21 protein-coding genes and 1 tRNA gene are annotated in these 23484 nt (G+C 64.4%); 12 read left to right on the top strand and 10 right to left on the bottom strand.

The window, feature by feature from the left end:
* Positions 1-106 precede the first annotated feature (106 nt).
* The 4 genes from AC1C2Q_RS16980 to AC1C2Q_RS16965 form a co-directional block, all read right to left on the bottom strand.
* Positions 107-2458 carry a ComEC/Rec2 family competence protein gene (locus AC1C2Q_RS16980; protein WP_495451090.1) on the bottom strand — a complete coding sequence of 784 codons (2352 nt, stop codon included), beginning with the start codon at positions 2456-2458 and terminating at the stop codon, positions 107-109.
* On the bottom strand, positions 2455-3057 hold the full coding sequence (locus tag AC1C2Q_RS16975) for a ComEA family DNA-binding protein (RefSeq protein WP_495451088.1): 603 nt from the start codon (positions 3055-3057) through the stop codon (positions 2455-2457). Before AC1C2Q_RS16975 ends, AC1C2Q_RS16980 begins: the two co-directional genes overlap by 4 nt.
* Before the next feature lie 115 nt (positions 3058-3172).
* A complete protein-coding gene (gene leuS / locus AC1C2Q_RS16970; protein ID WP_495451087.1) occupies positions 3173-5794 on the bottom strand; it encodes a leucine--tRNA ligase in 2622 nt (873 codons plus the stop codon).
* A gap of 37 nt (positions 5795-5831) precedes the next feature.
* Positions 5832-7145 carry an anthranilate synthase component I family protein gene (locus AC1C2Q_RS16965; RefSeq protein WP_495451085.1) on the bottom strand — a complete coding sequence of 438 codons (1314 nt, stop codon included), beginning with the start codon at positions 7143-7145 and terminating at the stop codon, positions 5832-5834.
* Positions 7146-7187: 42 nt separating this feature from the next.
* Here AC1C2Q_RS16965 and AC1C2Q_RS16960 point away from each other — a divergent pair, with 42 nt between their 5' ends.
* Genes AC1C2Q_RS16960 through AC1C2Q_RS16950 form a run of 3 tightly spaced genes read left to right on the top strand, consistent with a single transcriptional unit; the run spans position 7188 to position 9851 of the window.
* Positions 7188-7865: a DedA family protein gene (locus AC1C2Q_RS16960; RefSeq protein ID WP_495428608.1), complete on the top strand. Its 678-nt coding sequence runs from the start codon at positions 7188-7190 to the stop codon at positions 7863-7865.
* A 4-nt stretch (positions 7866-7869) separates the two neighbouring features.
* The gene (locus AC1C2Q_RS16955) at positions 7870-8898 is read left to right on the top strand and encodes an App1 family protein phosphatidate phosphatase (RefSeq protein ID WP_495451084.1); all 1029 of its coding nucleotides are present in this window, start codon (positions 7870-7872) and stop codon (positions 8896-8898) included.
* Positions 8898-9851, top strand: a complete 954-nt coding sequence (locus tag AC1C2Q_RS16950) for a 3-methyladenine DNA glycosylase (RefSeq protein WP_495451083.1) — start codon at positions 8898-8900, stop codon at positions 9849-9851. Before AC1C2Q_RS16955 ends, AC1C2Q_RS16950 begins: the two co-directional genes overlap by 1 nt.
* Here the strand turns inward: AC1C2Q_RS16950 and AC1C2Q_RS16945 are convergent.
* The 4 genes from AC1C2Q_RS16945 to AC1C2Q_RS16930 are packed head-to-tail and all read right to left on the bottom strand — an operon-like array spanning position 9755 to position 13027.
* A complete protein-coding gene (locus AC1C2Q_RS16945; RefSeq protein WP_495451082.1) occupies positions 9755-10966 on the bottom strand; it encodes a glycoside hydrolase family 3 N-terminal domain-containing protein in 1212 nt (403 codons plus the stop codon). The two genes, AC1C2Q_RS16950 and AC1C2Q_RS16945, sit on opposite strands and share 97 nt — an antisense overlap.
* 50 nt (positions 10967-11016) lie before the next feature.
* On the bottom strand, positions 11017-11673 hold the full coding sequence (locus tag AC1C2Q_RS16940; protein WP_495428604.1) for an SDR family oxidoreductase: 657 nt from the start codon (positions 11671-11673) through the stop codon (positions 11017-11019).
* A gap of 35 nt (positions 11674-11708) precedes the next feature.
* Positions 11709-12239 carry a hypothetical protein gene (locus AC1C2Q_RS16935; protein WP_495451081.1) on the bottom strand — a complete coding sequence of 177 codons (531 nt, stop codon included), beginning with the start codon at positions 12237-12239 and terminating at the stop codon, positions 11709-11711.
* Complete coding sequence (locus tag AC1C2Q_RS16930) at positions 12236-13027, bottom strand: hypothetical protein (RefSeq protein WP_495451080.1); 792 nt, start codon at positions 13025-13027, stop codon at positions 12236-12238. Before AC1C2Q_RS16930 ends, AC1C2Q_RS16935 begins: the two co-directional genes overlap by 4 nt.
* Positions 13028-13075: 48 nt before the next feature.
* Here AC1C2Q_RS16930 and AC1C2Q_RS16925 point away from each other — a divergent pair, with 48 nt between their 5' ends.
* Positions 13076-14104: a DUF2804 domain-containing protein gene (locus tag AC1C2Q_RS16925; RefSeq protein ID WP_495451078.1), complete on the top strand. Its 1029-nt coding sequence runs from the start codon at positions 13076-13078 to the stop codon at positions 14102-14104.
* Here AC1C2Q_RS16925 and AC1C2Q_RS16920 read toward each other — a convergent pair.
* Positions 14091-15161, bottom strand: coding sequence for an NAD(P)-binding domain-containing protein (locus tag AC1C2Q_RS16920; RefSeq protein ID WP_495428600.1), 1071 nt, complete (start codon positions 15159-15161; stop codon positions 14091-14093). The two genes, AC1C2Q_RS16925 and AC1C2Q_RS16920, sit on opposite strands and share 14 nt — an antisense overlap.
* Before the next feature lie 139 nt (positions 15162-15300).
* Here AC1C2Q_RS16920 and AC1C2Q_RS16915 point away from each other — a divergent pair.
* From AC1C2Q_RS16915 to AC1C2Q_RS16890, 6 genes are all read left to right on the top strand, one after another.
* Positions 15301-15376: transfer RNA gene (locus tag AC1C2Q_RS16915), tRNA-Ala, on the top strand.
* A 405-nt stretch (positions 15377-15781) separates the two neighbouring features.
* A complete protein-coding gene (locus AC1C2Q_RS16910) occupies positions 15782-16099 on the top strand; it encodes a hypothetical protein (protein WP_495451077.1) in 318 nt (105 codons plus the stop codon).
* Positions 16100-16167: 68 nt separating this feature from the next.
* On the top strand, positions 16168-16830 hold the full coding sequence (locus AC1C2Q_RS16905) for a hypothetical protein (RefSeq protein ID WP_495451075.1): 663 nt from the start codon (positions 16168-16170) through the stop codon (positions 16828-16830).
* Between the two features lie 133 nt (positions 16831-16963).
* Positions 16964-18097, top strand: coding sequence for a DUF4232 domain-containing protein (locus tag AC1C2Q_RS16900; RefSeq protein ID WP_495451074.1), 1134 nt, complete (start codon positions 16964-16966; stop codon positions 18095-18097).
* A gap of 371 nt (positions 18098-18468) precedes the next feature.
* Entirely contained in the window at positions 18469-19035 is a 567-nt protein-coding gene (locus AC1C2Q_RS16895; protein WP_495451072.1) for an RNA polymerase sigma factor, read from the top strand.
* Positions 19035-19910: a hypothetical protein gene (locus AC1C2Q_RS16890; protein WP_495451071.1), complete on the top strand. Its 876-nt coding sequence runs from the start codon at positions 19035-19037 to the stop codon at positions 19908-19910. Before AC1C2Q_RS16895 ends, AC1C2Q_RS16890 begins: the two co-directional genes overlap by 1 nt.
* Positions 19911-20123: 213 nt before the next feature.
* Here the strand turns inward: AC1C2Q_RS16890 and AC1C2Q_RS16885 are convergent, their stop codons facing one another.
* Positions 20124-20753, bottom strand: coding sequence for a hypothetical protein (locus tag AC1C2Q_RS16885; protein WP_495451070.1), 630 nt, complete (start codon positions 20751-20753; stop codon positions 20124-20126).
* A 144-nt stretch (positions 20754-20897) separates the two neighbouring features.
* Between AC1C2Q_RS16885 and AC1C2Q_RS16880 the strand changes: the two genes are divergently transcribed.
* On the top strand, positions 20898-21854 hold the full coding sequence (locus AC1C2Q_RS16880) for a GNAT family N-acetyltransferase (RefSeq protein WP_495451069.1): 957 nt from the start codon (positions 20898-20900) through the stop codon (positions 21852-21854).
* Positions 21855-21964: 110 nt separating this feature from the next.
* Positions 21965-23119 carry a calcium:cation antiporter gene (locus AC1C2Q_RS16875; protein WP_495428590.1) on the top strand — a complete coding sequence of 385 codons (1155 nt, stop codon included), beginning with the start codon at positions 21965-21967 and terminating at the stop codon, positions 23117-23119.
* Positions 23120-23484: the final 365 nt, after the last annotated feature.

Raw genomic sequence — 23484 nt, 5'->3', positions numbered from 1 at the left:
CTGCACTCATCCTGAGCGCTCCGGGCGGATCGCGCAAGGTCAACAGCACCTCCCGCACGCCGCGGTCGCCCTCCCGGGCGCCCCACCGCTGACTGCGCAGTGTTCGTCACCTGTCCGCATCGGCGGCGTCGTTCAGGCTATCATCGCGCTCGGTCCACACAGTCAGCTCACCATTCTTCAGCCCGATCAAGATGCGTCCCTGCAGATCTGTGCGCACGGTGAGTGCACCTGCGGCCTGTGCGAGCTCTATCGTCTCTGCACGCGGGTGACCGTAGTCGTTGCCCTCCCCTGCGCTCAAGATCGCCACCGCGGGTCTCAGAAGTGCGTACAGGCCAGGATCTTGGTCGGCGCTGCCGTGATGGGCGACCTTCACGACTGCATACGGCCCGTGCAACTGTGGACTGAGCATCCGCTGTGGCACCGCCGAGAGGTCACCGAGGAAGATTGATCGCGGCACGTCTCCGCCTGCGAACTCCATCACGACGCTGGCATCGTTGCCCGCCGGAAAGGCCACCGAGTCTTTGCGCGGCCACAACACGTTCCATGAGGCGGCCCCCAACGTTCCATGCATGCCCGCGGAGGCCGTGACCAACTGGGCGCCAGCCCGAGCCAGGCCTGCCAGCAGTTCCGTCTGCTGCACCGAATCGGTGGGGCCATGCAGCACCGTGCCCACGCGGCCCTCGACAACAGACACCGCGCCGACATGATCGGCATCGAAGTGGGTGAGCACGAGCAAGTCGATCCGGTCGACCTCGAGCGCATTCAGGCACGTCGAAAGCAGATCCGGCTCCATACCGGTGTCGATCAGTGCGATCTGGTCATCAGAGCGCACGAGAAGCGCGTCGCCCTGTCCAATGTCGCACGCCGCGACAGTCCATTCGTTTGGCACCGTCGTTCCGACCAGAGGGCCGGTCAGAAGCATCCGCGCACCAACAAGCGCCATGGCGACAACGAGCACAGCGAACGACGCTCCGCGCACCCACCGAACGGCCGCGAACCTGCCAGTGCACAACACCACTCCGAGCGCCACGCTCAGCACAGTGACGAGCAGCGCCGCGCCGATCCCCGGGATCACGAGCATCGTCGCTCCCGGCAGCCCTGCAGATACCGTCGCTGTGGTCGAGATCCACGCCGCAGGAAGCCATGCGGATGCCGCGAACAGATCCGCCAGCGGAGGAATCGGAGCCGCAAGACACGCGAGCAGTCCGAGGACCGTCGCGATGGGTGCGGCCGGGCCCGCCAGCATGTTGGCCGGGATGCCGATGATCGACTGCTGCTCAGCGAACAGCGCGATGATCGGGCCACAGGCGAGTTGAGCGGCGAGAGGAATGCCGATCGCTAGAGCCAGCGGCTGTGGCATCCATCGGGACAGACCGCGAGACAGCGGCGGAGCCAGCACGATCAGTGCGGCGGTCGCCGCAGCGGAAAGCGCGAACCCCGGGGTTGCCGCCAGCCACGGGTCGGCGATGAGGATGCCGACTACCGCGAGGCAGAGCACACCCACTCCTGCGCTTGGGCGGCCGCACAACAGTGTCAGCATCGCAAGGCCAGCCATCACCCCAGCGCGAATCACGCTCGGCTCTGGAGTGACCAGCACGACGAATGCTGCCAGCGCCGTCAGCGCCAGCACGACGCGCAGAGCGCGGCCACCGCCACACAGCGATACCAGCCAGAACACGGCTCCGACGACTATTGCGCAGTTCGCCCCGCTGACAGCCGTGAGGTGACTGAGTCCTGAGCTGAGCATGGCAGCGTTGAGCTCCTCCGAGACGGCCCTGGTGTCGCCGACCGCGAGTCCTGGCAGCAGGCCTGCGCCGGGCTCAGGCAGTGACCCGGCGCGCGCGACAAACTCCTCCCGCACGTGCTCGGCAAGGCCGAAGACGCCGCGCGCGGGTTCCACGATCTCCACCGTCGTGCCGAAGACGACCAGCGCGGAGCGCTCCCCCGGATCCGTGATCTTCGCCTGTCCGAGGACGCGAATGAGAGCGCCCAGCTCGATGCCGGGGATGCGTTCGACGCCTACACGCATGGGCACGGACAGTGCGTCGGGTGAACCAGGAGTTCCGGCAAACTCGGACTGCACATCGAACCACAGGCGCCCGTCACTGCCCACCGACGATGACGACGAGACTTCCGCCAGGACTTCGATGACGCGGCCGTCAAGTTCTGCCGCTGCGGCACGTTCGGGTCCAGCGAACCCCGCCGTCATGGCAGCCGCAGCCATGGCCAGAGACAACACGACCAGCAATCCGCCCCTCGCCTGGTCCGCTGGCCCTGGCTGGGGTGCGCGCCCGGTCTGTCGAACCATCACGATGAGCATCACCAGCCCGCCCACGGTGATGACCCCCGCGCACCACCACGCCGCTGCAGGCAGGAAAACGCAGACGAAAGCTACGCCCCACACCGCCAGCGCGAGAGGCACCAGGCGCAGGTCCCGCACGCGGGTGGATCCGTTCACACGCGCACCAGGTCTTTCAAACCAGCGAGCATCTTTTCGCCGATTCCCGGCACTGCGAGTAGATCTTCCACCGACTGAAAGCGGCCGTTCTTGTCGCGCCAGTCGATGATGCGCTGGGCCAACGCGGGCCCGATTCTCGGCAGCTCCTCAAGCGCCGCCTGACCGGCGTTATTGAGGTCGATCAGGCCATCGCCGACCTGCGGAGCACCACCGCCTTCTGCAGCTGCCCCGACCGCGGGGACGATCAGTTGCTCGCCGTCGCTCAGCGGCCGAGCGAGGTTCACCGCCTGCAGGTCGGCATCGTCAAGCGTGCCCCCGGCCGCCGCAAGAGCATCGACGACGCGGGCGTCGGTCTCGAGCACGTAGAGCCCCGGATGCGTGACCTGCCCGAGCACGTGCACGTAAAGCTCGCCGGCGACCGACAGCTCATCAGACGATGCGTCGGTCGGAACAGTCTGCACTGGCTGCGCCTGCCCGCGCATGATGCCGAGCCCCACGGCGGCTGACAGCACGACAAGACCGAGCACGACAGCTGCGCCGATACTCAGCCGCAGGCGCGAGCGTGCCGGGACTGCGGGGGCCGGTTCAGTCGCTGACACTCCGCCACGTTAGGCACTTTGACGCCCCGCAGGATGCCGGAATCACGGCATCCGTGCACAACTCACTCCGGCGCTGAGCTGTGCAGACGAAGAAGAAGAACTACCTGCGACAGACTCAGCCCTTGACGGCGAAGCTCACGATCTTCGGAGCGCGAACAATCACCTTCACGATCTCCTTGTCGCCGATCGCGCGGATGACACGCTCGTCAGCACGCGCAAGCGCTTCCAGCTCCGCCTCGCTGATCTTGGCCGACACCTCGAACTGTGCCCGCACCTTGCCGCCGACCTGCGCCACAGCCGTGACCGTGTCTTCGACCAAAAGTGCGGGGTCTGCCTGACGCCAGGTCACCAGTCCGACAGACGGCTCGTGTCCGAGCGCCTCCCACATCTCCTCCGCGGTGTGCGGAGCGATGAGGTCGAGCATCACAGCGATCGTCTCCACCGCTTCGCGGACGGCCGGGTCTGCCGCGCCGGCACCGGAGTCGATCGTCTTGCGGGTGAGGTTCACCAGCTCCATCAGGCGAGCCACAAGCACATTGAACTTTGTCTGCTCGACCAGTGCTGGAGCCTCAGCAAGCAGGTGATGCGTGCCCCGCCGCAGCACGGCATTGCCGTCCTTGAACAGCACGTCGACCGGGCTCGACACCTCGTTACTCAGACGCATTGCACGAGCGAGGAACTTCTGGGAGCCCGTCGTCGAGACGTCCGCCCAGTCCTTGTCATCCTCCACCGGACCGGCGAAAGCGAGGCTCACGCGCACCGCATCGGCCCCGTGCTTGTCGAGTTCGTCCTCGAACAGCACCAGGTTGCCCTTGCTCTTCGACATCTTCGCGCCGTTGAGAATGACCATGCCCTGGTTGATCAGGCTGCTGAACGGCTCTGTGAAATCGATCAGCCCCATGTCGAACAGCACCTTCGTGATGAAGCGTGCGTACAACAGGTGCAGAATCGCGTGTTCGACGCCACCGACGTACGAGTCGACCGGCGCCCACCGCGCGGCCTCGGTCGGGTCAAACGCAAACTGGTCGCTGTTCGGCGAGAGGAAACGCAGGAAGTACCACGAGCTGTCGACGAACGTGTCCATCGTGTCGGCATCGCGCAGCACAGGGTCGCCGCTGACGGGGTCGACCGTGCGTATCCATGACTCTGCCGCGCCGAGGGGCGAGGTGCCCTTGGGCGAGAGATCCAGACCGTCCACGCTCGGCAGCTTCACCGGCAGATGGTCCTCGGGAACCGGAGTGACGTGGCCGTCTTCGTGGTGCAGCATCGGGATCGGCGTACCCCAGAACCGCTGCCGCGAGATCAGCCAGTCACGAAGGCGGTAGTTCTTCGCCGCGCGGCCGGTGCCATTGGCAACCAACTGCTCGATCGCGCGAGCGACGGCATTGCGCTTGGACAAACCGTTCAGGTCGCCTGAGTTGATCATTCGGCCATCGCCGCTAAGCGCGACGCCCGTGACAGACGGATGCTGGTCATCGAAGTTCGCAGCGCCGGTGTCGATCGGCACGCCATCCTCGTCGACTTCGATGACAGGCATCGCACCGGTGACGGGAGCCATGGTGTCGACGACGACCTTGACGGGCAGGTCGAAGGCACGCGCGAAGTCGAGGTCACGCTGGTCGTGCGCAGGCACAGCCATGACCGCGCCGGTGCCGTAGTCGGCCAGCACGTAGTCTGCCGCCCAGACCTGCAGCTTCTCGCCGTTGACCGGGTTGATCGCGTAGCGCTCCAGGAAGATACCCGTCTTCGGTCGGTCAGTGGCCTGACGATCGATGTCGGTCGTCTTCTGCACCTTCGCCAGATACTCCTGGAAAGCCGTCTGCACCGCGGGCGACGCGCCAGCAGCGAGCTCCGTGGCCAGGTCGGCATCCGGAGCCACCACGAAGAACGTCGCGCCGTGCAGGGTGTCTGGGCGCGTGGAGAACACCGTTACCGGTTCTTCGCGTCCCTCGATGAGGAAGTCAACGTCGGCACCGATCGAACGGCCGATCCAGTTGCGCTGCATCTGCAGCACCTTGTGCGGCCAGCGGCCCTCGAGCTGGTTCAGGTCATCCAGCAGGCGGTCGGCGTAGTCGGTGATCTTGAAGTACCACTGCGTGAGCTTCTTCTTCACGACCTCGGCACCGCAGCGCTCACAGCGACCGTCGACGACCTGCTCGTTCGCGAGCACCGTCTGATCATTCGGGCACCAGTTGACCGGGCTCTTCTTCCGGTATGCCAGACCGCGCTCGTGTAGCTGCAGGAACAGCCACTGGTTCCAGTGGTAGTACTCAGGGTCAGAGGTGTGCAGCTCGCGCGACCAGTCGAACGAGGCGCCGTAAGCTTTGAAACTCACCTTCTGCTGGGCGATGTTCTCGTACGTCCACTCGCGCGGATCGGCGCCGCGACGGATGGCTGCGTTCTCGGCGGGCAGGCCGAAGGAGTCCCACCCGATCGGGTTGAGCACGTTGTGCCCGCGGTGACGCCAGAAGCGCGCGACGATGTCGGAGTAGAGGTAGTTTTCGGCATGCCCCATGTGCAGGTCGCCCGAGGGATAGGGGAACATCGCCAACACGTACTTGCGCGGGCGGGTGTCTTCCACACCACCGGCGAGGAACGTCTCGTTATCGGCCCAGTACTTCTGCCACTTGGCTTGGATGGCGTGCGCCGACGGGGACTCGTCGGCGAGCTCAGTGGAGGAAGACAGATTTTCAGACAACGAACGGCCAATCTCAGGAAGCGGACTGCACAGATTCATTTGAACTGCAGAAGTCAGGAACTTCCAGGATATCGGATCACCCGCGGCGCCAGGCCTCTGGTAGTTCTGCACCGAGCGCGGCCAGCGGCGCTCGCGCCTTCGTGGCGACTTCATCGACTTCTGCGCCCGCCACAGAGCCCCAGGTGATCCCGCCGCCCGCGCCGATCACTGCACGTTCCGCGTCGATCAGGATGCTGCGGATCACCATCGCCAGATCCAATGCGCCGTCCACGCCCACATAGCCGAAGCATCCGCTGTACACGCCACGCGGAGCATCTGCCTCGAGCTCGTTCAACACCGTCATCGCCGAGAGCTTGGGCGCCCCGGTCATGCTCCCGGCGGGAAACGCGGCGTCCCACAGCGTCCGAACAGTGAGTCCAGCCGCCGCCTGGCCACTCACCGTGCTGACCAGCTGGTGCACGGCCGGATATGACTCCACCTCCCAGAGCCCGTCGACGCGGATCGTGCCCGGCACGCACACTCGCGAGAGATCGTTGCGCATCAGATCGACGATCATGACGTTCTCGGCGCGCTCCTTCGCACTGTCCAAGAGCTCTGCGGCGAGCGCCGCATCGGTCTCTGCATCCGCTCCGCGGGGACGGGTTCCCTTGATCGGTCGAGTCTGGATGCGCCCACCGGACGCGTGAAGGAATGTCTCCGGGCTGGCGCTGAGCAGCGCTCTGTCACCGATCCGGACGAATCCGCCATGGTGGGCGGGGGTCGCTGTGCGCAGCCGTAGATAGGTCTGCACCGGATCATGACGCCCCACCACGTCGAACCGTGTCGTGAGGCAGAGCTGGTAAGCGGTTCCGGCTCGGATCGCCTCGCGACATCGCTCGATGAGCACCGCGTACTGATCTGGGTCGTGTCGAGCGGTGGCCCGAGTGCGCGCGGGAGCCTTCACCGCAGAAAGCGCCATGTCTCCATCGGATGCCGCCGCCGCGTGCAGCCAGCCCTCGATCTGGATTGCAGAGCCCAGCATCCATGCGGCCCCCGTGGCGTGATCTAGTGCGACAGCACCCTGGACCCGCATCCAAGCGGGACCGCCCTCGGAGGTGGCAGCGGGCGCACCAGCCGCCTCGGCACCGGATTCGTAGTCCAGCCACCCGACCCAGCCGCCGCGGAACGGCGGAGCGTCCTTGAGCCCCGGTGAAGGCACATCAAGCGTCACACCACCTGGGCCCTCGGCATCCATCTCCCCCACCCCGAGAATGCTCCATCCCGTGGCGGCGCCATCCCCGGCATCCAGCCAGAAAACGTCGTTGAACCGGGCCTCGAGAACACCGAATAGCGCTTTGACGTCAACCGGCAAATCCGTACGTCGAAGGTCCAGGGGCAAATGGTGCGGCACCCTCTCAGCGTAAGGTGCGGCCGAGCACGTATTCTCGGGTGCGTGGACGACTTTCTCCAATGGCTTCTCGATGCCGTGCAGGCTGTTGACCCGGTCGCCCGCACACTGATCGCCGGTGTCGCCGTCATGCTGGAGACCAGCATCCTGATCGGACTGATCGTTCCCGGCGACACCATCGTGATCATCGCCTCCATGGGCGTCGAAGGTTGGACTGAGGCGATCGCGATGGTCGTCGCCGTCGTGATCGGCGCCCTCATCGGCGAGAGCATCGGTTTCTGGCTTGGCCGCTGGCTCGGTCCGCGCATCCGACACTCCTGGGTAGGACGGAAAATCGGCGAGAGGCACTGGCAACAGGCAGAGCGATATCTGCAGCGCCGGGGCGGTGTAGCGATCTTCATCTCCCGGTTCCTGCCTGTTCTGCACTCCCTCGTTCCTCTCACCGTAGGAATGAGCACATACTCGTACCGCCGTTTCCTGGCATGGACGGCACCCGCCTGCGTACTCTGGGCGACCGCGTATGTCAGCGTGACGTCACTGGCTGCCGGGACGTTCCGTGAACTCGTCGACCGAGTGCACTTCGCCGGGTACGTGTTCGTCGGCGTCATCATCGTTTTCCTGTTGCTGGTCTTCTTCGGCAAGAAACTGCTTACCCGCTGGGAAGCTCGACACATGCACGTCGGCGATGAGGGCGAGGATGCCGCGTCAGGCATGAAAGACTGAGCTGATGCCTGAAGACAGCGCTAACACCACCAGGATCCACTGGTTCGCGCGCCTGGAGCACCGCCTGCACGTGTGGCGAGAGAGCCGGGCGCGTCGTCGTGGACGCACAGCAACGATGCTGCCGTTCGCCGGCTATGGCGGCAGCGGCTGGGTTCGCGTCGTCGGCCGCGTGCTGATCGTGCCGCCGCAGCGCCACACCGAGAAGGGTGGCCAACCCAGTGTGCGCGGGTGGAGAAGCTTCGTCGGCATCCCGGTGAGCTTCGCCAAGGTGCACGTCACGATCTCCGGTCGCACACACGATGTCATCGCCGACCGCGGTGGCGTGATCGACACAGTGATCAAGGCTGACCTCGCCGCCGGCTGGCAGACGTTCACCATGACCGTCGAGAACCAAGACCCGGTCGAGGCGACCGCATTCATCGTCGGCGATGACGTGAGATTCGGCGTGCTCTCGGACATTGATGACACTGTCATGGTCACGGCGCTGCCTCGTCCGTTCATCGCCGCCTGGAACTCTTTCGTCGTCGACGAGCATGCCCGCCTTCCGGTGCCAGGCATGGCGGTGCTGCTTGAGCAGCTGGTGCGTCAGCATCCAGGAGCACCGATGGTCTATCTCTCCACCGGCGCGTGGAATGTCGCCCCGACGCTCAGCCGCTTCATGAACCGCCACCTGTTCCCCGACGGTTCCATGCTGCTCACCGACTGGGGGCCCACGCACGATCGCTGGTTCCGCAGCGGCCGAGAGCACAAGCTCAGTAACCTGCGCCGACTCGCAACCGAGTTCCCGCAGGTACGGTGGCTGCTGATCGGCGACGACGGACAGCACGACGAGTCGATCTACAGCGAGTTCATGCAGGAGCACCCGGATGCCGTCGCAGGCGTCGCCATCCGACAGCTCTCCGCAACCGAGGCCATCCTGGCCGGTGGTCGCGCCACCGACGACGACCATCCAGAAGGCACCACCCCGTGGGTCGAGGCGTCCGATGGTGCAGGCCTCCGCGAACGGCTGACCGAGGCAGGCATCCTGCGCTGATGTCTGCGTCCTCCCCGCTCGATCGCACGGCCTGGCACCTACGCGAGAGCGCTCATCACGAGCGTGCGGATGCGTTGACCTCCGCGCACCGTGAGCGCGCGGCGCGCGGTGAAAAGCATCCGGTCTGGGACTTTCTGCACACGTACTATTCCTACTCGCCCGCGCAGCTGCGGCGCTGGCATCCCGGCGCCGGAGTGCAGCTGGATGATGCATCGGAGCGGAGCGACTGGCGCTGGTACTCCCCCGGCCTGGTACCGAACTCAGTCATTCCCGACGCCAGCGCATTCGGACGAGAGAAAGCGCAGCTAGCGGAGCTTGTGGAGCGGATACTGCGTCGCACTGCAGCGCGACCAGGACAGTTCGGTTGCTTCGGCTTGCACGAGTGGGCAATGGTCTACCGTGACGATGCGCACCGGCATCCTGCACCCCTGCGCCTCGGTCAGGACGGCACTGACGCTGTCGTCGAGTCGAATGACCTGCGCTGCACGCACTTCGACGCGTTCCGTTTCTTCACACCGGATGCAGTGCCACGCAATCGCCAGCTGCTGAGCCGGGCTGACCAGCCGGAGTTCGAGCAACCTGGATGTCTGCATGCCGGCATGGACCTCTACAAGTGGGCGATGAAGCTCGGGCCTCTCATCCCCGGCGAACTGCTGCTTGATACCTTCGAGCTGGCGCGGGATATCCGCCTGCTCGATATGGAGGCGGCGCCGTACGATCTCTCCGCCTGGGACGTGGTGCCTGTGCCGATCGAAACGGCCGAAGGCAAGGCAGAGTATGTGCGCAGACAGCGTGGTTTCGCCGAGCGCGGCAACGCGCTGCGCACGCGGATGCTGGATGCCTGGCTGGGTTCGGCTCAGGATGCTGGCGCGCAGTCCGCGCAAGGCGACCAGACGGCACTGGATGCTGCGCGCGCCAGCCGCAGTGTCATGACGCGCTCTGCGGCGTCCTGAAGGCGCTCCGAGGGAAGTTCTCCGGTCTCAACGGCAGCGACAATCCCCGCTGTCAACTGCGCTGCGCTCTCTGGCGTGGAGTGCGCGATCGCCAGTACGAGGTCGTTTCCCGCAGCGACTGCTGCCACGGCATTGGCGACAGGATCGGCATACTCCGGGATGCCGGTGGACTGCAGCATCCCCAGGTCATCAGTCACGATGACCCCTTCGAAGCCCAGTTCATCGCGGGCGATCTCATGCCAGCGCGCGGAGAGGGAGGCGGGTGCGGAATCGACCGCGGTGTACGACAGGTGACCGAACATCAGCAGCGAAGCCCCAGCGTCGGTGCCCGCGATGAACGGCAGCGCGTCTGATTGCTGCCACTGTTCGAAGGATTTATCGGTGCTGGGGATCAGCTCGTGCGAGTCACCGGGTGCGGCGCCGTGGCCGGGAAAGTGCTTGAGCGTGGAGGCGACGAACGGCTCTTCAGCCGTGACGGCGGCGGCCACACGATCCGCCGCCGCCGCAGGGTCAGCGCCGAGCGAGCGCCCGAAGATGAACGACGACGTGTCTGCGGTGGTATCGGCGACGACGCCGAAGTTCACATTCGCACCGCCGCGTGCCACCAGTGAGGCTCGCGCGGCGAATGCCGCTGAGGTCTTGGCGGCAGGTCGGTCTTTCAACGTGGATGACGCGGCGAAATCGTCCCATGGCAGACGCGAGACGTAACCGCCTTCCTGATCTATCGCGATCAGTGGGGGCAGTTCCTCATCGACAGTGAGTGAGGCAGTCACCGCCTGCAACTCCGCCTCGCTGCCCGGCACGTTCGCGCCCATGAGGATGAAACCGCCGATACCGGTGCTCGACATGTACGCCGACAGCGCCGAGGGATCGGTCGATGGGATGTGACCCATCACGATGCTCGCGGCTTGCTGTGCGGTGGTCATCTCAGCGACGACTTCCTCCGCCCGTACCGCCGGCCCGCCCGGTTCAGCCGGCTGCACGACTGCCGGCTGCACGACTGCGGGACGGATCTGCGCGACGGGTTGTGTCCGCGCGCTGGCAACGCCCGCTGTCGAGAGAACGACGATGCACGCGAGTGCACCTGCGACCCGGAGCGGGATATGACGGCGCATGCCTCCACCCTACGACGTGCCCTCGCACTGTCTCTCGCGGGATGGGATCCTCAGCGTGCCAGCGCCGTCGCGATGTCCTCGGATGACTCGGCAGTGCCATTTCCGAACCGAATAGTGCGTCCGATGGTGAGCGGCTCGTGCAGAGTTGCGGCAATCACCGCTGCGACATCGGCGCGCGAGACGGCACCATTGTCCGGCGCATCCAGATCGATGCGGCCGGTCGGATCGTCGAAGGTCAGGGTCCCCGGGCCGAGGATGGTGCCCTCGAGCGCTGTGCCGCGCAGATGCTCGTCGGCCGCCCATTTCGCGTCGGCATAGGCGAAGAAGGAGTCTTCAGGTGCAACGCCGTGGTCGGCGGTGGATCCCAGCCAGGAGACCATGACGTATCGTTTGACTCCGGCGAGCGCAGCAGCATCCATCGTGCGGATGGCCGCGTCGCGATCGACCGCGTAGGTGCGTTCCGGCGCCCCACCGCCCGCACCAGCCGACCACACCACGGCGTCATGCCCGCGGATGATCTCGGCGAGTGCCGCCACATCCAGCGTCTCAACATCGGCGACGAGAGCAGTGGCCCCGCCTGCCTCCACATCGGCGACGTGGTCTGGGTTGCGGATGACCGCGGTGACCTCGTCGCCACGAGCGACGAGCAGCGGAGCGAGCAGAAGTGCGATGCGGCCGTGGCCGCCGAAGACGATGACGCGGGACATGATGTTCTCCTTGCTTGTGACGGGGGCGACGCGAGTTACTGCGGCGATTGAGTGGTGTCGATGACGTAGGCCTGAGGGTGCGAGGGAAGGTAGCGGATGACCACCGGTTCACCCGATCCTACGTAAGAGCCTGTGTCCGGATGCACCGATGGTGTGAACGAGTCATTGCGCAGGGTGTACTCGACACCGGCGCTGGAGGTGAAGCTGACCCATCCGCCGTCGACTTCTCCCGTGGTGGGAACTCCGTTGTCGTGGATGTAGCCACGGGTGAGCGGCACACCAGTGGTTGCGAGGATGCCGAGAACAAGAGATACGAGCATCACAAGCCCCAGCGCGCCGAAGATGATGCGTCGGATTCGCGACAGCACCTCGATTCCGGGACGCCCCTGCGACGTGCCCGGGAGCCCTTCGCGTTCGCGGATATCTGCCAATGCGACGGAGACCTTCCGGGAACGCGCGGCCAACATGAAGCATCCGACCATCGAAAACGCAGCGATGAAGGTGATCGCGTAGCCGTGCGTGACCGGAAAATTGACCAGCCAGACGAGCGAGTCGAGCAGATTCATCGGCCGACCTCCTGCTCGATCGTGATGGCAATCGTGTGTGGATCTTCACGCCTGTACATCGCCCACACCGGCGAGCCGACCTGCAACCGTGAGATCGCATCCGGATAGACAAACACCGTGGTGTCGGTCTCCCAGCTCGACTGACCATCCGGGGTCACCAGCACACGCAGCGCGAGCTCGCTCTGCCCTTCTCTGCGAGTACCGGTGGGGCGAGTGCTGAGAATCGAGGCCGGCGACTGGATGCCTGAGGTGCGCGCCCGCACCTGCCGAGGTTCGATCAGACCGCGGCGGATGCGCCAGTCGAGCATCGCGTCCCGTACGACGAGGTCGGTCATGTCGGCGAGCGTGACCACGTCAGGATCGGTCACGCTGTAATGCACTGGCAACGGCATACCCACCTGAAGCATCGCTTCTTCGGCCGGCTCGAGCGTCCGACGCATATGACTGATGAACTCCACCCCGTCGGCGCCAGTGACTCGGAGGTAGATGTCGAACTGCGGCAGGTCATTCACGCGAATGCTGCCCCGGACGAGGTCCACGATCACCCCGACCCCGATCTCCGTGTCGCCACGCGGCGCCGCACGGCGACCAAATGCAGACGCCGCCCCAGCGATCATCAAGATGATGCCCCAGCTGGTGCCGATGATGATCGGGGCAGTCAGCGGGTCATCGCTGTGGAAGGGAAGGATCGACTGCCGCTGGTCTATGCCGAACAGGCTCTCGCCCACCCAGATCAGCAGCCAGACCGACAACAGGAGCCAGATGATCGTGAACAGCGCGCGGATCATGCGTCCAGGCTATCCGGCTGCGGCCACAATGCGCCGTAGAATCTCTTCATGCTCGAGCGTGAGATCACTAATCGTGTGTTGCTCATCGGTGCAGACGGCCGGCTGAACCCGACTGCCCTCGGGTGGACGCGCACCCCGCTGCATGACACCTCAGGCATCCCAGGTCGCGGCCACTGGGGCCGTAACAAGCGGTGGGAGTACTGGGGCGTCATGACGCCCACGCACATCGTCGCGCTCACGGTCTCGTGCATCGACTATCTGTCGTTGCATTCCGTGTGGGTGTTTGACCGGGCAACGGGCGAGGAGATCGACACCACGGTTCTCTCCCCTGGCGGGCGCAGTGCGACACTGCCGGCATCCCTCGGCGATGGGCCGGCGAGGGCGCGCACCGGGAAGGTCACTCTCGACATCGATGAGATCGATGAGGATGCCGGGACCGCGGGAGGTACGCGGCTCCGCGGCACGGCGCCACGAGTGTCGTTCGACATCATTGCGGATCGACCACCCGGTCATGAGTCGATGGGCGTTGTCGTGCCGTGGCGGCGAGGCGACAGCATCCGTCATTTCCAGTACACGGTCAAGGATGTCGCGCGCCCTGCGCACGGCACACTCACGATCGATGGCAAGGCGCTCGACGTGCCCGACGGCAGCTGGGCAGTACTCGACCATGGTCGCGGACGCTGGCCGTATCAGGTGTGGTGGAACTGGGCGGCCGGCAGCGGGGTCGTCGATGGACGCGTGATCGGTCTGCAGCTCGGATCGAAGTGGACCGATGGATCAGGCGCAACCGAGAACGCGGTCGTCGTCGACGGGACGCTGTCGAAGATCAGTGAAGAGTTGGTCTGGGACTACGACTCCGCCGATTGGATGAAGCCCTGGCATATTCACGGCGAGCGGGCGAATCTGACGTTCACGCCGTTCTACAACAAGCATTCGCGGACGAACGTGCTCGTGATCTCTACACGCACAGATCAGTTGTTCGGCACCTGGAGCGGTTGGGTGCTGGATGCCGCCGACGAGCGCGTGCTGGTCGACGGGATCGAAGGCTGGGCCGAGGACGTCCTCAACCGCTGGTGACGCTGGTCGTCATCGTCTCGAGGGCGCGCTGCGCGCCCTTCGCAGCCGTGCGGCCTGCGCGGTTGGCGCCGATCGTGCTGGCGGAAGGTCCGTAGCCGACGAGCTGAATGCGCGGATCCTTGACTGCGGTCGTTCCGCGTCCGTTCCGATCTAATTGGATGCCACCTGATTCGCTGCGCAGGTGCAAAGGTGCGAGGTGTCCGATCGCCGGGCGAAAGCCGGTCGCCCAGAGGATTGCATCGACCTGTTCGAAGGAGCCATCCGCCCAACGCACGCCATCCGCTTCGATCCGCTGGAACATCGGACGACGGTCGGAGTAGGCGCCGAGTCGCTCTGCCTCGCGCTCCTGTTGACGCAGCATGAGCCCGGTGACGCTGACTACGCTCTGCGGCGGCAGTCCCTGCGCAACACGCAGCTCAACGAGGGCGACCGCAGCTGCTCCGGCATCGGGATTGAAGTCATCATCACGCCAGACCGGCTCTCGGCGGGTGGCCCAGAGCGTTTCTGTGATCGGTGCGAGTGCGCCGAGAAACTGAACAGCAGATGCGCCGCCACCCACGACGAGCACCCGCTTGCCCAGAAAGTGGTCAGGACCCGGATAGTCGATCGTGTGCAGTTGGTCGCCGACGAAGGTCTCCATGCCCGGGTAGTGCGGCAGGAAAGGCTGCGTCCACGTGCCGGTGGCGTTCACAAGAGTGCGGGTGCGCCATTCGCGCTCCCCGGCGTGCACGACGAGGATGCCGTCTTCGTCGGTGACATGATCGACGTGCACTGGCCGGACGATGGGAAGAACATTTTCGCGCTCGTAGTCTGCGAAGGATGCTGGCACTGCGACGTTCGCTCGTTTGCCATCGCGTGCCGGCGCCTGCGCATCGGGGAGTTCGGCAACGCCGTGCACGTCGACCATGGTGAGCGCGTCCCACCGATGCTGCCACGCACCGCCCGGAGCATCGTTCGCGTCAAGGACCAGGTGATCGATGCCCAGGCGTTTCAGGTGGTACGAGGTCGACAGACCCGCTTGCCCTGCGCCGATCACGATGCTGTCCACGATCTCCATATCTATGGCAACGCATGCATCCGCAACAATGTTCCACCTCCCTCACGATGAAACACCCGGGCGCTGTGCCCGATTGGCGGACGCCGCTTCGAATGTTGTATTCTTTTCAAGTTGCCCCGTTCATCCGGGGCGCAAAGATGGGTCTGTGGCGCAGCTGGTAGCGCACCTGCATGGCATGCAGGGGGTCAGGGGTTCGAGTCCCCTCAGATCCACCAAAGAGAGAAGCCCCCGGGAAACCGGGGGCTTTTTCTTTCCCTCCGCGATGTCGGCCGAATGTTGAACTGCAGGTAGACGGCTGTCACCCGGGGCACTCTTTTGCGAGGCGCTGTGAGCACGTGTCGTTTGAGCACGGTGCGTGCAGCGTTCACCCGGAGCCGAAGTCAGGCCGCGCCTTCCCGCAGGGGTCTTCTGCCCCGCGTGCAGCTTTCAACCCACCGCGTTGAACCCGAGTGATGATGACTGTGGACCGAAGTGGGGGCGACTTCGGACACTGAAAATCGAGCCATGACTACCTTTGCGCAGCGGGTATCGGTGGGGACATATGACCTGGCGGATGTAACGTTTTCGACGCTGCGGACACTTCAGAGTGAGGGATAACCTCGGAAGTGAACGGAGACACGATGGCGGCGAACATCAAGAAGCGACTCATTGTGGCAGCGATGGCGGGCGCATTCCTCGCCTCGTCGCTCAGTGCGTGCGCTGTGTCAGCGGGTACCGATCCGAGTGTGGCGGAACCCGCGTCGTTGAACAGCGTTGAACTGTTGACGCCTGGTCATCCAGTCACGGTGATCGATCGAGGTGATCGCGCTCAGCTCTGCCTTGGCGGAGTGCTGCAGTCCATCCCTCCCGGATGCGCGGACGGACTCGATTTGGTCGGTTGGGACTGGGACGCGGTTCCGGGTGAATATGACGAGGCAGGGGGGTACCCGATGGGGTGAGAGCGGGCGGTGTCGGTGCGAAATTGGTGCCTCTGGCTTCGTTCGGCCGGCCTCGTTAGTCTCGTGAGGTGCCCCCACTGCGTCATGAAGAGGGTCTTCGCCCGGCCGAGGCCGTGGCCCAACTGCTCGACCCGACGGGAAGCAGAGTGACGTCGGTCGTCCCGCCCGGCTACGAGTCGTATGTGCGCATCCTCAATCCGATCGAGCTTCGCGACGGCTCGACGGTGTCGTGGACGGATGCCGTGAACCGGAGCGGAGTCGAGCCTCGGGCTTGGATGCAGTGGCCCGAGTTCGAGACCGTTGAAGGTGTCGTGCTTCCCGACGGCGACGGGGAACCACGGATGGGAGACCCCCACGCTAGCCTCGCAATTGCGCTCATCGAGGCACTTCACGTGGATACAAGCATTCACTATTTCGCGACTTGGACCGGCTACGCCACGGAGTTCCGGGGGCCGGCAGTGATGTTTTCACCGTATCGGCGCGAGATGGTGCTCTATTCCGGCCCCTTGATCGACGAGGGTCAAGTTCCCCTCGTTCCGGCCACCGTGATCGGGCGTGTGCCGATGTACTGGTGGCCATCCGATCTCCGCTGGTTCGTCGGTCAAGACATCTACGCGCGAAGCCTCATCGTCGGATGTACACAGAGCACAGCGCTAACGATCCTTGATGCTCCCAATCTCGATGCGTATCCCATCAGCGCCTCAGATACCGTCCTCAACGAGGTGTTTTGACGGACAGCGTCAACTTGATCGGCTGTCGCATAACCTCGGTGTCTCGAAACCCATGGGTTTTGAGCGGGCGCGGAAATCGTGACGATAGGGTCGAGGCATCCGCGCGTGCGTGGTGCTGACCGGAGGGAGTACGATGCGGCGTGGTCTGATCGGCGGAGGGGTGCTCGCCGTCCTGTGGTTCCTCTGCGGCTGGGCGCCGCACTTTCTGTACTCGGCCGGCGGAAGTATGGCGACGCTGGCTCAGCTCGTCCCCTCCCCCATGGGCCGCGGGGTCTTCGGAAGCCCAGTCCTGTGGGCGGCCGGCGTTCAGATGCTGATGGCGGCCGTGCTCGTCGCCGGGTTCGCTGTGCTTGCCTCCAGGTTCTCGGCAGGTCATGCTGCCTTCGCGGCCGGTTGGCTCTCCGCGGTTCTGACCGCCTTCGCCATCGGCGCTGCCCTGGATCTTGGAAATTTCGTCTCCTGGGTCGGTGCCTTCGGGGTCCGTGGCGCCGCAGGAACCATGGGTGCCGCACCTCTGACGACCTGGTGGGCCGCCCTGGTGGGGTGGATTCCTGCGCTCGTGTGGGTGCGGTCGGGACGGGTGAAGGACTCGGATTCGACGCCTTCGCGCCGTACCTCCGGTGTGACGGCGTCGACTGCCGTTGTTTCCCTGATCGCGGTCATCGCGCTGATCGGTCTTCCGTTCGCGGCCGTGGCTGGTCACAACGCGACGCAGGAACAGCTACGCGAGGAACAGGCGGCGGCGCAGGGGCAGGCCGATCCGGAAGGGGCGGCTGCCCCGGATCCCTCCGCGGCAGGTGAACCGGTGCCGACCGCAGCGCCCTCCGAAGGCCTGTCGGCCGAAGATGCGTGCACGTCGACGAACACGACGATCCTGGCACCGGCGCCGGATGCCGCCACCGGACACCGAGGGCAGTCGCTGTCGCTCGTGAACGTCTCGGAGAAGGCGTGCGTCGTCGACGGGTATCCGGACATCGTGTACGGAGACCAGAACGAGCACCTTCTCGACGTGGTTGTCGAGCACGGCCGCTCGTTCATGGCGGAGGACCCAGGCGCATCGCCGGTCACCCTCCAGCCGGGCGAGTCGGCCTCGGCTGTGATCGGGTGGGATGCGAACTCGGTACACGGACAGCTTGCGGCCCGCAGTTTGTGGATTGCCGTGCTTCCGGGAGAAGATCGGCTCTCCTGGGATACCCCGTTGGACATCATCTCCGGCGCGACCGTGCATGTGACCGCTTGGCAAGCCGCCATCCCGCCAGGGAGCTGACGCCGCTTCCCGTCATCGAGACCCCTACCGTTGGCCGAGACCGCACTTGGGACAGCGGTGAGATCGATCCGAGACAACAACAAGTCGCCTGCCTCCGTGCTCACAGCCAGCGCACTAACTATGATCGCGATCGCGACCCCAATCAAGATCGCGATCTGCATGACGTTTTATCGTCGGGTCGCTGCAACACCGACGCTCACGAATCCACTGAGAACGGCGATCACCTCGTTCGACGCCCATAGAATTCGAGACCATCATGAACACGACCATCGCACTGGCGGCGTGACTAGAAACTGTCACCCAACCGTGCAGCAGTCCCATTCGTCGCGGGGAGGTTGTGACTATTCGGGCGGCTGCGGACATTATAAAGTGTGGCAGATGATTCGGATGAGATGGTGTGGGTGCTCGTGCTGGCGGGCGATATGCGTCGTTACGGCGTGATTTGGGACCGGCACCGTGACCGTGTCTTCCGTCATCTGATTGCGAGCGGCAATACCGCGAGTGACTCCGAGGACCTGACTGCGGCCACGTTTCTGGAGTTGTGGCGACGCCGGAGAGCGGTGAGATTCGTTGACGGGTCACTGCTGCCATGGTTGATCGTCACGGCGCAGAACGTGTCGCGGAACGCGGCCCGCGCGAGACGTCGCTATGACCGGTTCCTTGCGGCGTTGCCCGCCCCGCCCATCGTGCCCGATCCTGCAGATCAGATCGCGGATCGCGCAGACGAAAAACTGGTCGCGCTGCGGGAAGCGATCGCCGCTGCACGACCAGCTGACGCGAAGCTTCTCGCGATGACTGCCCTGGAAGGCTTTGCGATCCGTGAGGCTGCGACGGTGCTGGGGCTTACCGAGTCAGCCGCCAAAATGCGACTGTCTCGCGTTCGTGCCCGACTGCGATCCGCGGTCTCTCCGCATCCGCTCACTGAAGGAGGGTCATGATGACTAGTTTCACCCCGGAACGCTCCGAGATCATCCGAGCGAACCTCATCAACCACGTCGCCGAGAACCCGGTCCCACGCCGGAGGCGGAGGCTGTGGGCTGCGGGCTTTGTTCTGGTTGGCGCACTGGCAGGTGCCGGAGTATCTGCGGGAGCGTTCGCCGCCTCCGGGATGCTCACCGTCGCGCCGGCGCAACCGTCAGGGGAGCCCACACCCCGCTACCCGGATGCTGTCACGGCGCCCGCAGGCGTGATACCGGGCGCGCCCATCATCTCTCTGCTCGGCGAACCGATCAGCCGAAACGTCGAGACTGCGACGCAGATCTCGCTGCAAGACCGACCGGATGCGGCGACTCACGCCCGCGTCACGATCACGGCGTCGACCCAGGGATCCATCAACTGGGGCACCGATCCGGGCGGGAACAATCCTTCCGCGTCATGGAGCGCCGAGGACCTCTCCGCCGGCCCGAACTCCGCGGCCTGGTACGACTTCCCTTTAGATAGCTCCGTGGACACCTTGTACCTGACGCCCTCCGCGTTCACTGGGATCGTGACTGTTCAGTACGTCACCCACGTGCCCACCAGCCTCGGTATCAACGCGAACGGGCAGACATACGGCATCATGGGCTCAACTCAGGGCGACCCAGACCTGGTCAGCGTGGTCGGCATCGCACCAGATGGCTCAGCCGTCGAGGGATATGCGTTCGCGAACGAACTGAACTCCCCCAGCCCTGACCACGAGGGAATGCCAACGAATCCAGATGAGGCACTGCGCTGGCAGGAAGAAGCCGCCGAGAAGTACCCGAACGGCTGGACGATCCCCGTCTACACCTCCGACGGCGAAACCGGGATCGGAGTCTTCCGTATCGCTGGGTAACGATCAGAACAGTGCCTCCTAGAGCGCTGACCGATGTGTCTCTGAACCTCAGTGCCTGACGCGTGGAGGTGTCGGTGAGTGGGCTCGCCACAAGGAGGCATCCGCGCGGATCGTGTCCCCCGGGACCGTTACCTGGATACCTTGCGACACTGCCTGCCGTGTGAGAGGCGGTTGGTCGATGGTCCGTGACCGCCCGTGAGCCTGGGGAAGGGCTCACCACAAAAATTCGGGACGAACCTCTGCCACACCCTTCAGCTCGCGCTGGAGCTGATCGACAAGCAGCACGCCCCGCTCGCGCCAGCCGTTGGGATCGGCGAGCGGTTCATCCACTTGTCTCGTCAACCACTCCTCGTTCCAATCAAACAATGCAGAGCCCAAATCAGGTGAGATATCGATGGAGCTGACGCCGAGGCGGTATTCGTCGGAGAAGTCCTCCCATAGCGGCCAGCCGCTGATCCACTCGGGGAACACGCGAAGCAGTCGCAGGCCATTGGGTAGGAGTGGTTGCAACCCGCGTTGAGTCCTGGCCAACAGGTAGCGGCTCTGCATCTGTCGGCGGAGCAGCCATTGACGTGCAGTGACAGGAGTGTCGTTGTAATCCATCCCAGAAAGCCAAATCAACCCGCGTGCACCATGCGAGTCGTCATCCACGATCGCCAACGACCAGAAGTGTTGGTCGCCGTTCGAAAGCGCATGCGCGGAATCCATGGCTTCGTCGAGGGTGGCGTCGACGAGGTCTACGGCTGACACTTGGTTGTCAGGGCCCTTGAACACCAGGATGCGGAAGCGAGGGTCGTCACGCTCCCATGTGGAGTCCCGCTCATCGACATACTCGCTGCGCATGAGGACAGAGTACGTGACGGGCTGCCGGCGCTTGAACGGCAGGTGCTGCTAAGGAGGTGCCATAACAGAATCTGGAAGAATGCACCTGTGCCGTCTTGGCCGTTGAGTAGTTGAAAGTTGTGTGATCCCCCTATGAGCTTGCATGTGGATGTCGTCGACCGGATGAATGTCCGCCAGCTCCTCCAATGGAACAGCGTGCTGCGCGATGGGTATGCGGCCGGTCGTCAGCAAGTCTGGTTCCGTAGCGATGACGCAACGCTCGCTCAGTTTCAGAATCCGCACCCGACACGAACCTCGGCACTTCTTATGGCCAAGATCGGTGACGTACCGGTCGGCGCGGCCGAAGCGAGCGTCATTCCGAACGAGCCGGCAGACGTGGAGATCGCTGTCCTGGACAGCTTCCGACGACGTGGCGTTGCCCGGATGCTGCTTAATGCCGTGCGCGACATGCTGCGAGGCACAGCCACCGTCATTCAGACCGAAACCTATTCTGATGCTGGGGTGACATTCGCGCGCGCCGAAGGGCTGAGCATCGGCAATCGCGAAAGTCGACAGATTGTGGATCTCCCTTTCCCGACAGCGCAACTTGCAGCATTTCCGGACGCGCCTGCGGGCATTAACGTGCGTTCCTGGTGCGGGCGTTGTCCCGATGAAATTGTCGAGAACTGGGCCTGGCTGCGCGCAGGGATGTCTGGCGACGTTCCGATGGGCGACCTGAGCCGCATTCCGGCGAACATAGACGTTGATGCAGTGCGCCGAAATGAGCGACGTATGCACGATCAGGGCTACATCCTGGTGCGAAGTCTGGCATGCACGGACGGCGACGGTATTGGCTACACCGAGATCCTCCTTTCGCGTTCAGATCCGGAGATTGTGCATCAGGATGACACTTTCGTCGACAAGAGCTTTCGCGGTCGAGGTATCGGCCGCGCTCTGAAGGCTGCCAACCTCCGTCTGCTCATGAGCCTGCCCGAGAGTGTGGAATCACGATCCCTGCAGACGTACACGGCGCTAACCAATGAGCCCATGCTCGCGCTTAACAAGTCTGTCGGCTTCTACGGAGTGGACACCCTCACGGTCCTGGAGGGGCCACTGAGCTGAGGTACTAGGGAGCGATCACCGGCATTTGCTACCCTCGATATTCAATGACACCGAAGGACGACCTTCGGCAGCTGCATCATCAAGGGGACGGCCCCACCAAGGAGCCCGTGATGTCCCCCACAGATCTCAAGCAGTTGGTCGGAGCGACCGACATCGTCCGCGTCGTGCTCGGCTGGGGCGCATTCGGCGCACTGCTACTCGCCCGCCCCCTGCTCGATGCGCCTGTCCCGGCGCCGCTGCTGCTCATTGCGCTCGCCATAATCATCGGCGTGATCCTGGTCTGCGCGTTCGGAGTTGTGAAACAGGCGGAAGCGCTCGCCCATCGCCTCGGCGATCCGTACGGCTCGCTGGTACTCACCCTCTCGATCGTGCTCATCGAGGTGATACTCATCTCAGCCGTCATGCTTGGTCCTGGCGAGCATGCCACGATCGCCCGTGACTCCGTCATGGCGGTGTCGATGATCATCCTCAACCTCGTCATCGGGCTCGCGCTCCTCGTCGGCGGTATCCGTCACCGAGGGATGACTCACAACCGAACCGGCACCTCGGCATATCTCGCAATGCTCGTCGTGCTCGTTGCACTCGCGTTCGCCCTGCCCGCGCTCATCGGCGAGAACGGCTCGTACACACCGGCCCAGCAACTCCCGATCATCGTCCTCACTCTCGCGCTCTACGTATTCTTCCTGTTCCGACAGATGGGATCGCAAGCAGGCGACTTCATCGAGGTCGACGAACGGGGTACACCTCGACCGCAGCATCCTGCGACAACGGCACCAGAAGCGCCCGGCATCCAGCAGGTGATCCGCGAGCACCGCACCGAGGTGATCGTCCGCCTCGCCCTGCTGGTGGTCACCGTCATTCCGATCGTGTTGCTATCGCACGATATGGCAGCGCTTCTGGACGACGGGCTCGGCCGCATCGGTGCGCCCGCCGCGCTCGCTGGCGTTCTCATCGCCGCCATCGTGTTCCTCCCCGAGTCCATCACTGCCGTGCGGGCGGCGCTGAGCGGCGAAGCCCAACGGGTGAACAACCTCTGCCACGGCGCACTCGTCTCGACTGTCGGACTCACAATCCCGGCGGTTCTCATCATCGGAATGTTCACGGACCAGACCGTAATCCTGGCGGAGTCCCCCGCGAACCTTCTGCTGCTTGGTGCGACGCTATTGCTCTCCGTGACCACGTTCGCTGCAAAGAGGGTGACCGCGATGCATGGCGCGACGCACCTCGCACTCTTCGCCGTCTACGCCATCGTGCTCTTTAGCTGAGTCTGTTTGCGGGGGCCGGAAGGCGCGTGGGCTCGGGCGCGCCAAGACCTTGCTATGGTGTAAAGGATGTTCGTGTCCGCATGAGCAGGGAGCGCGTGTGCGCTCTCACGCGATAAACGCGCCCGACTGCGCGCCGAACGCAACCGATCTACTTCCCATTCGAGGATGCCTCTTAGTTTGGCGCGCCTCGAAACACCCGAACCGAAAGGAGTCGCACCCCGGGTCTCTCGTCTGTGTGCTGCCATGCACCTCAGTGATCCAGGTTCGTTCGCCCTCATGCTGACAGCATCTATGCCCCAAATGTCCATTACTCGCACCGCTTACTTCTCCCCCACTTAGCGCGCACTTTCTCTTTTCGAACAGCG

This window comes from Microbacterium sp. Y356 (assembly GCF_059445355.1).
This window is presented reverse-complemented; position numbering and strand designations above follow the sequence as displayed.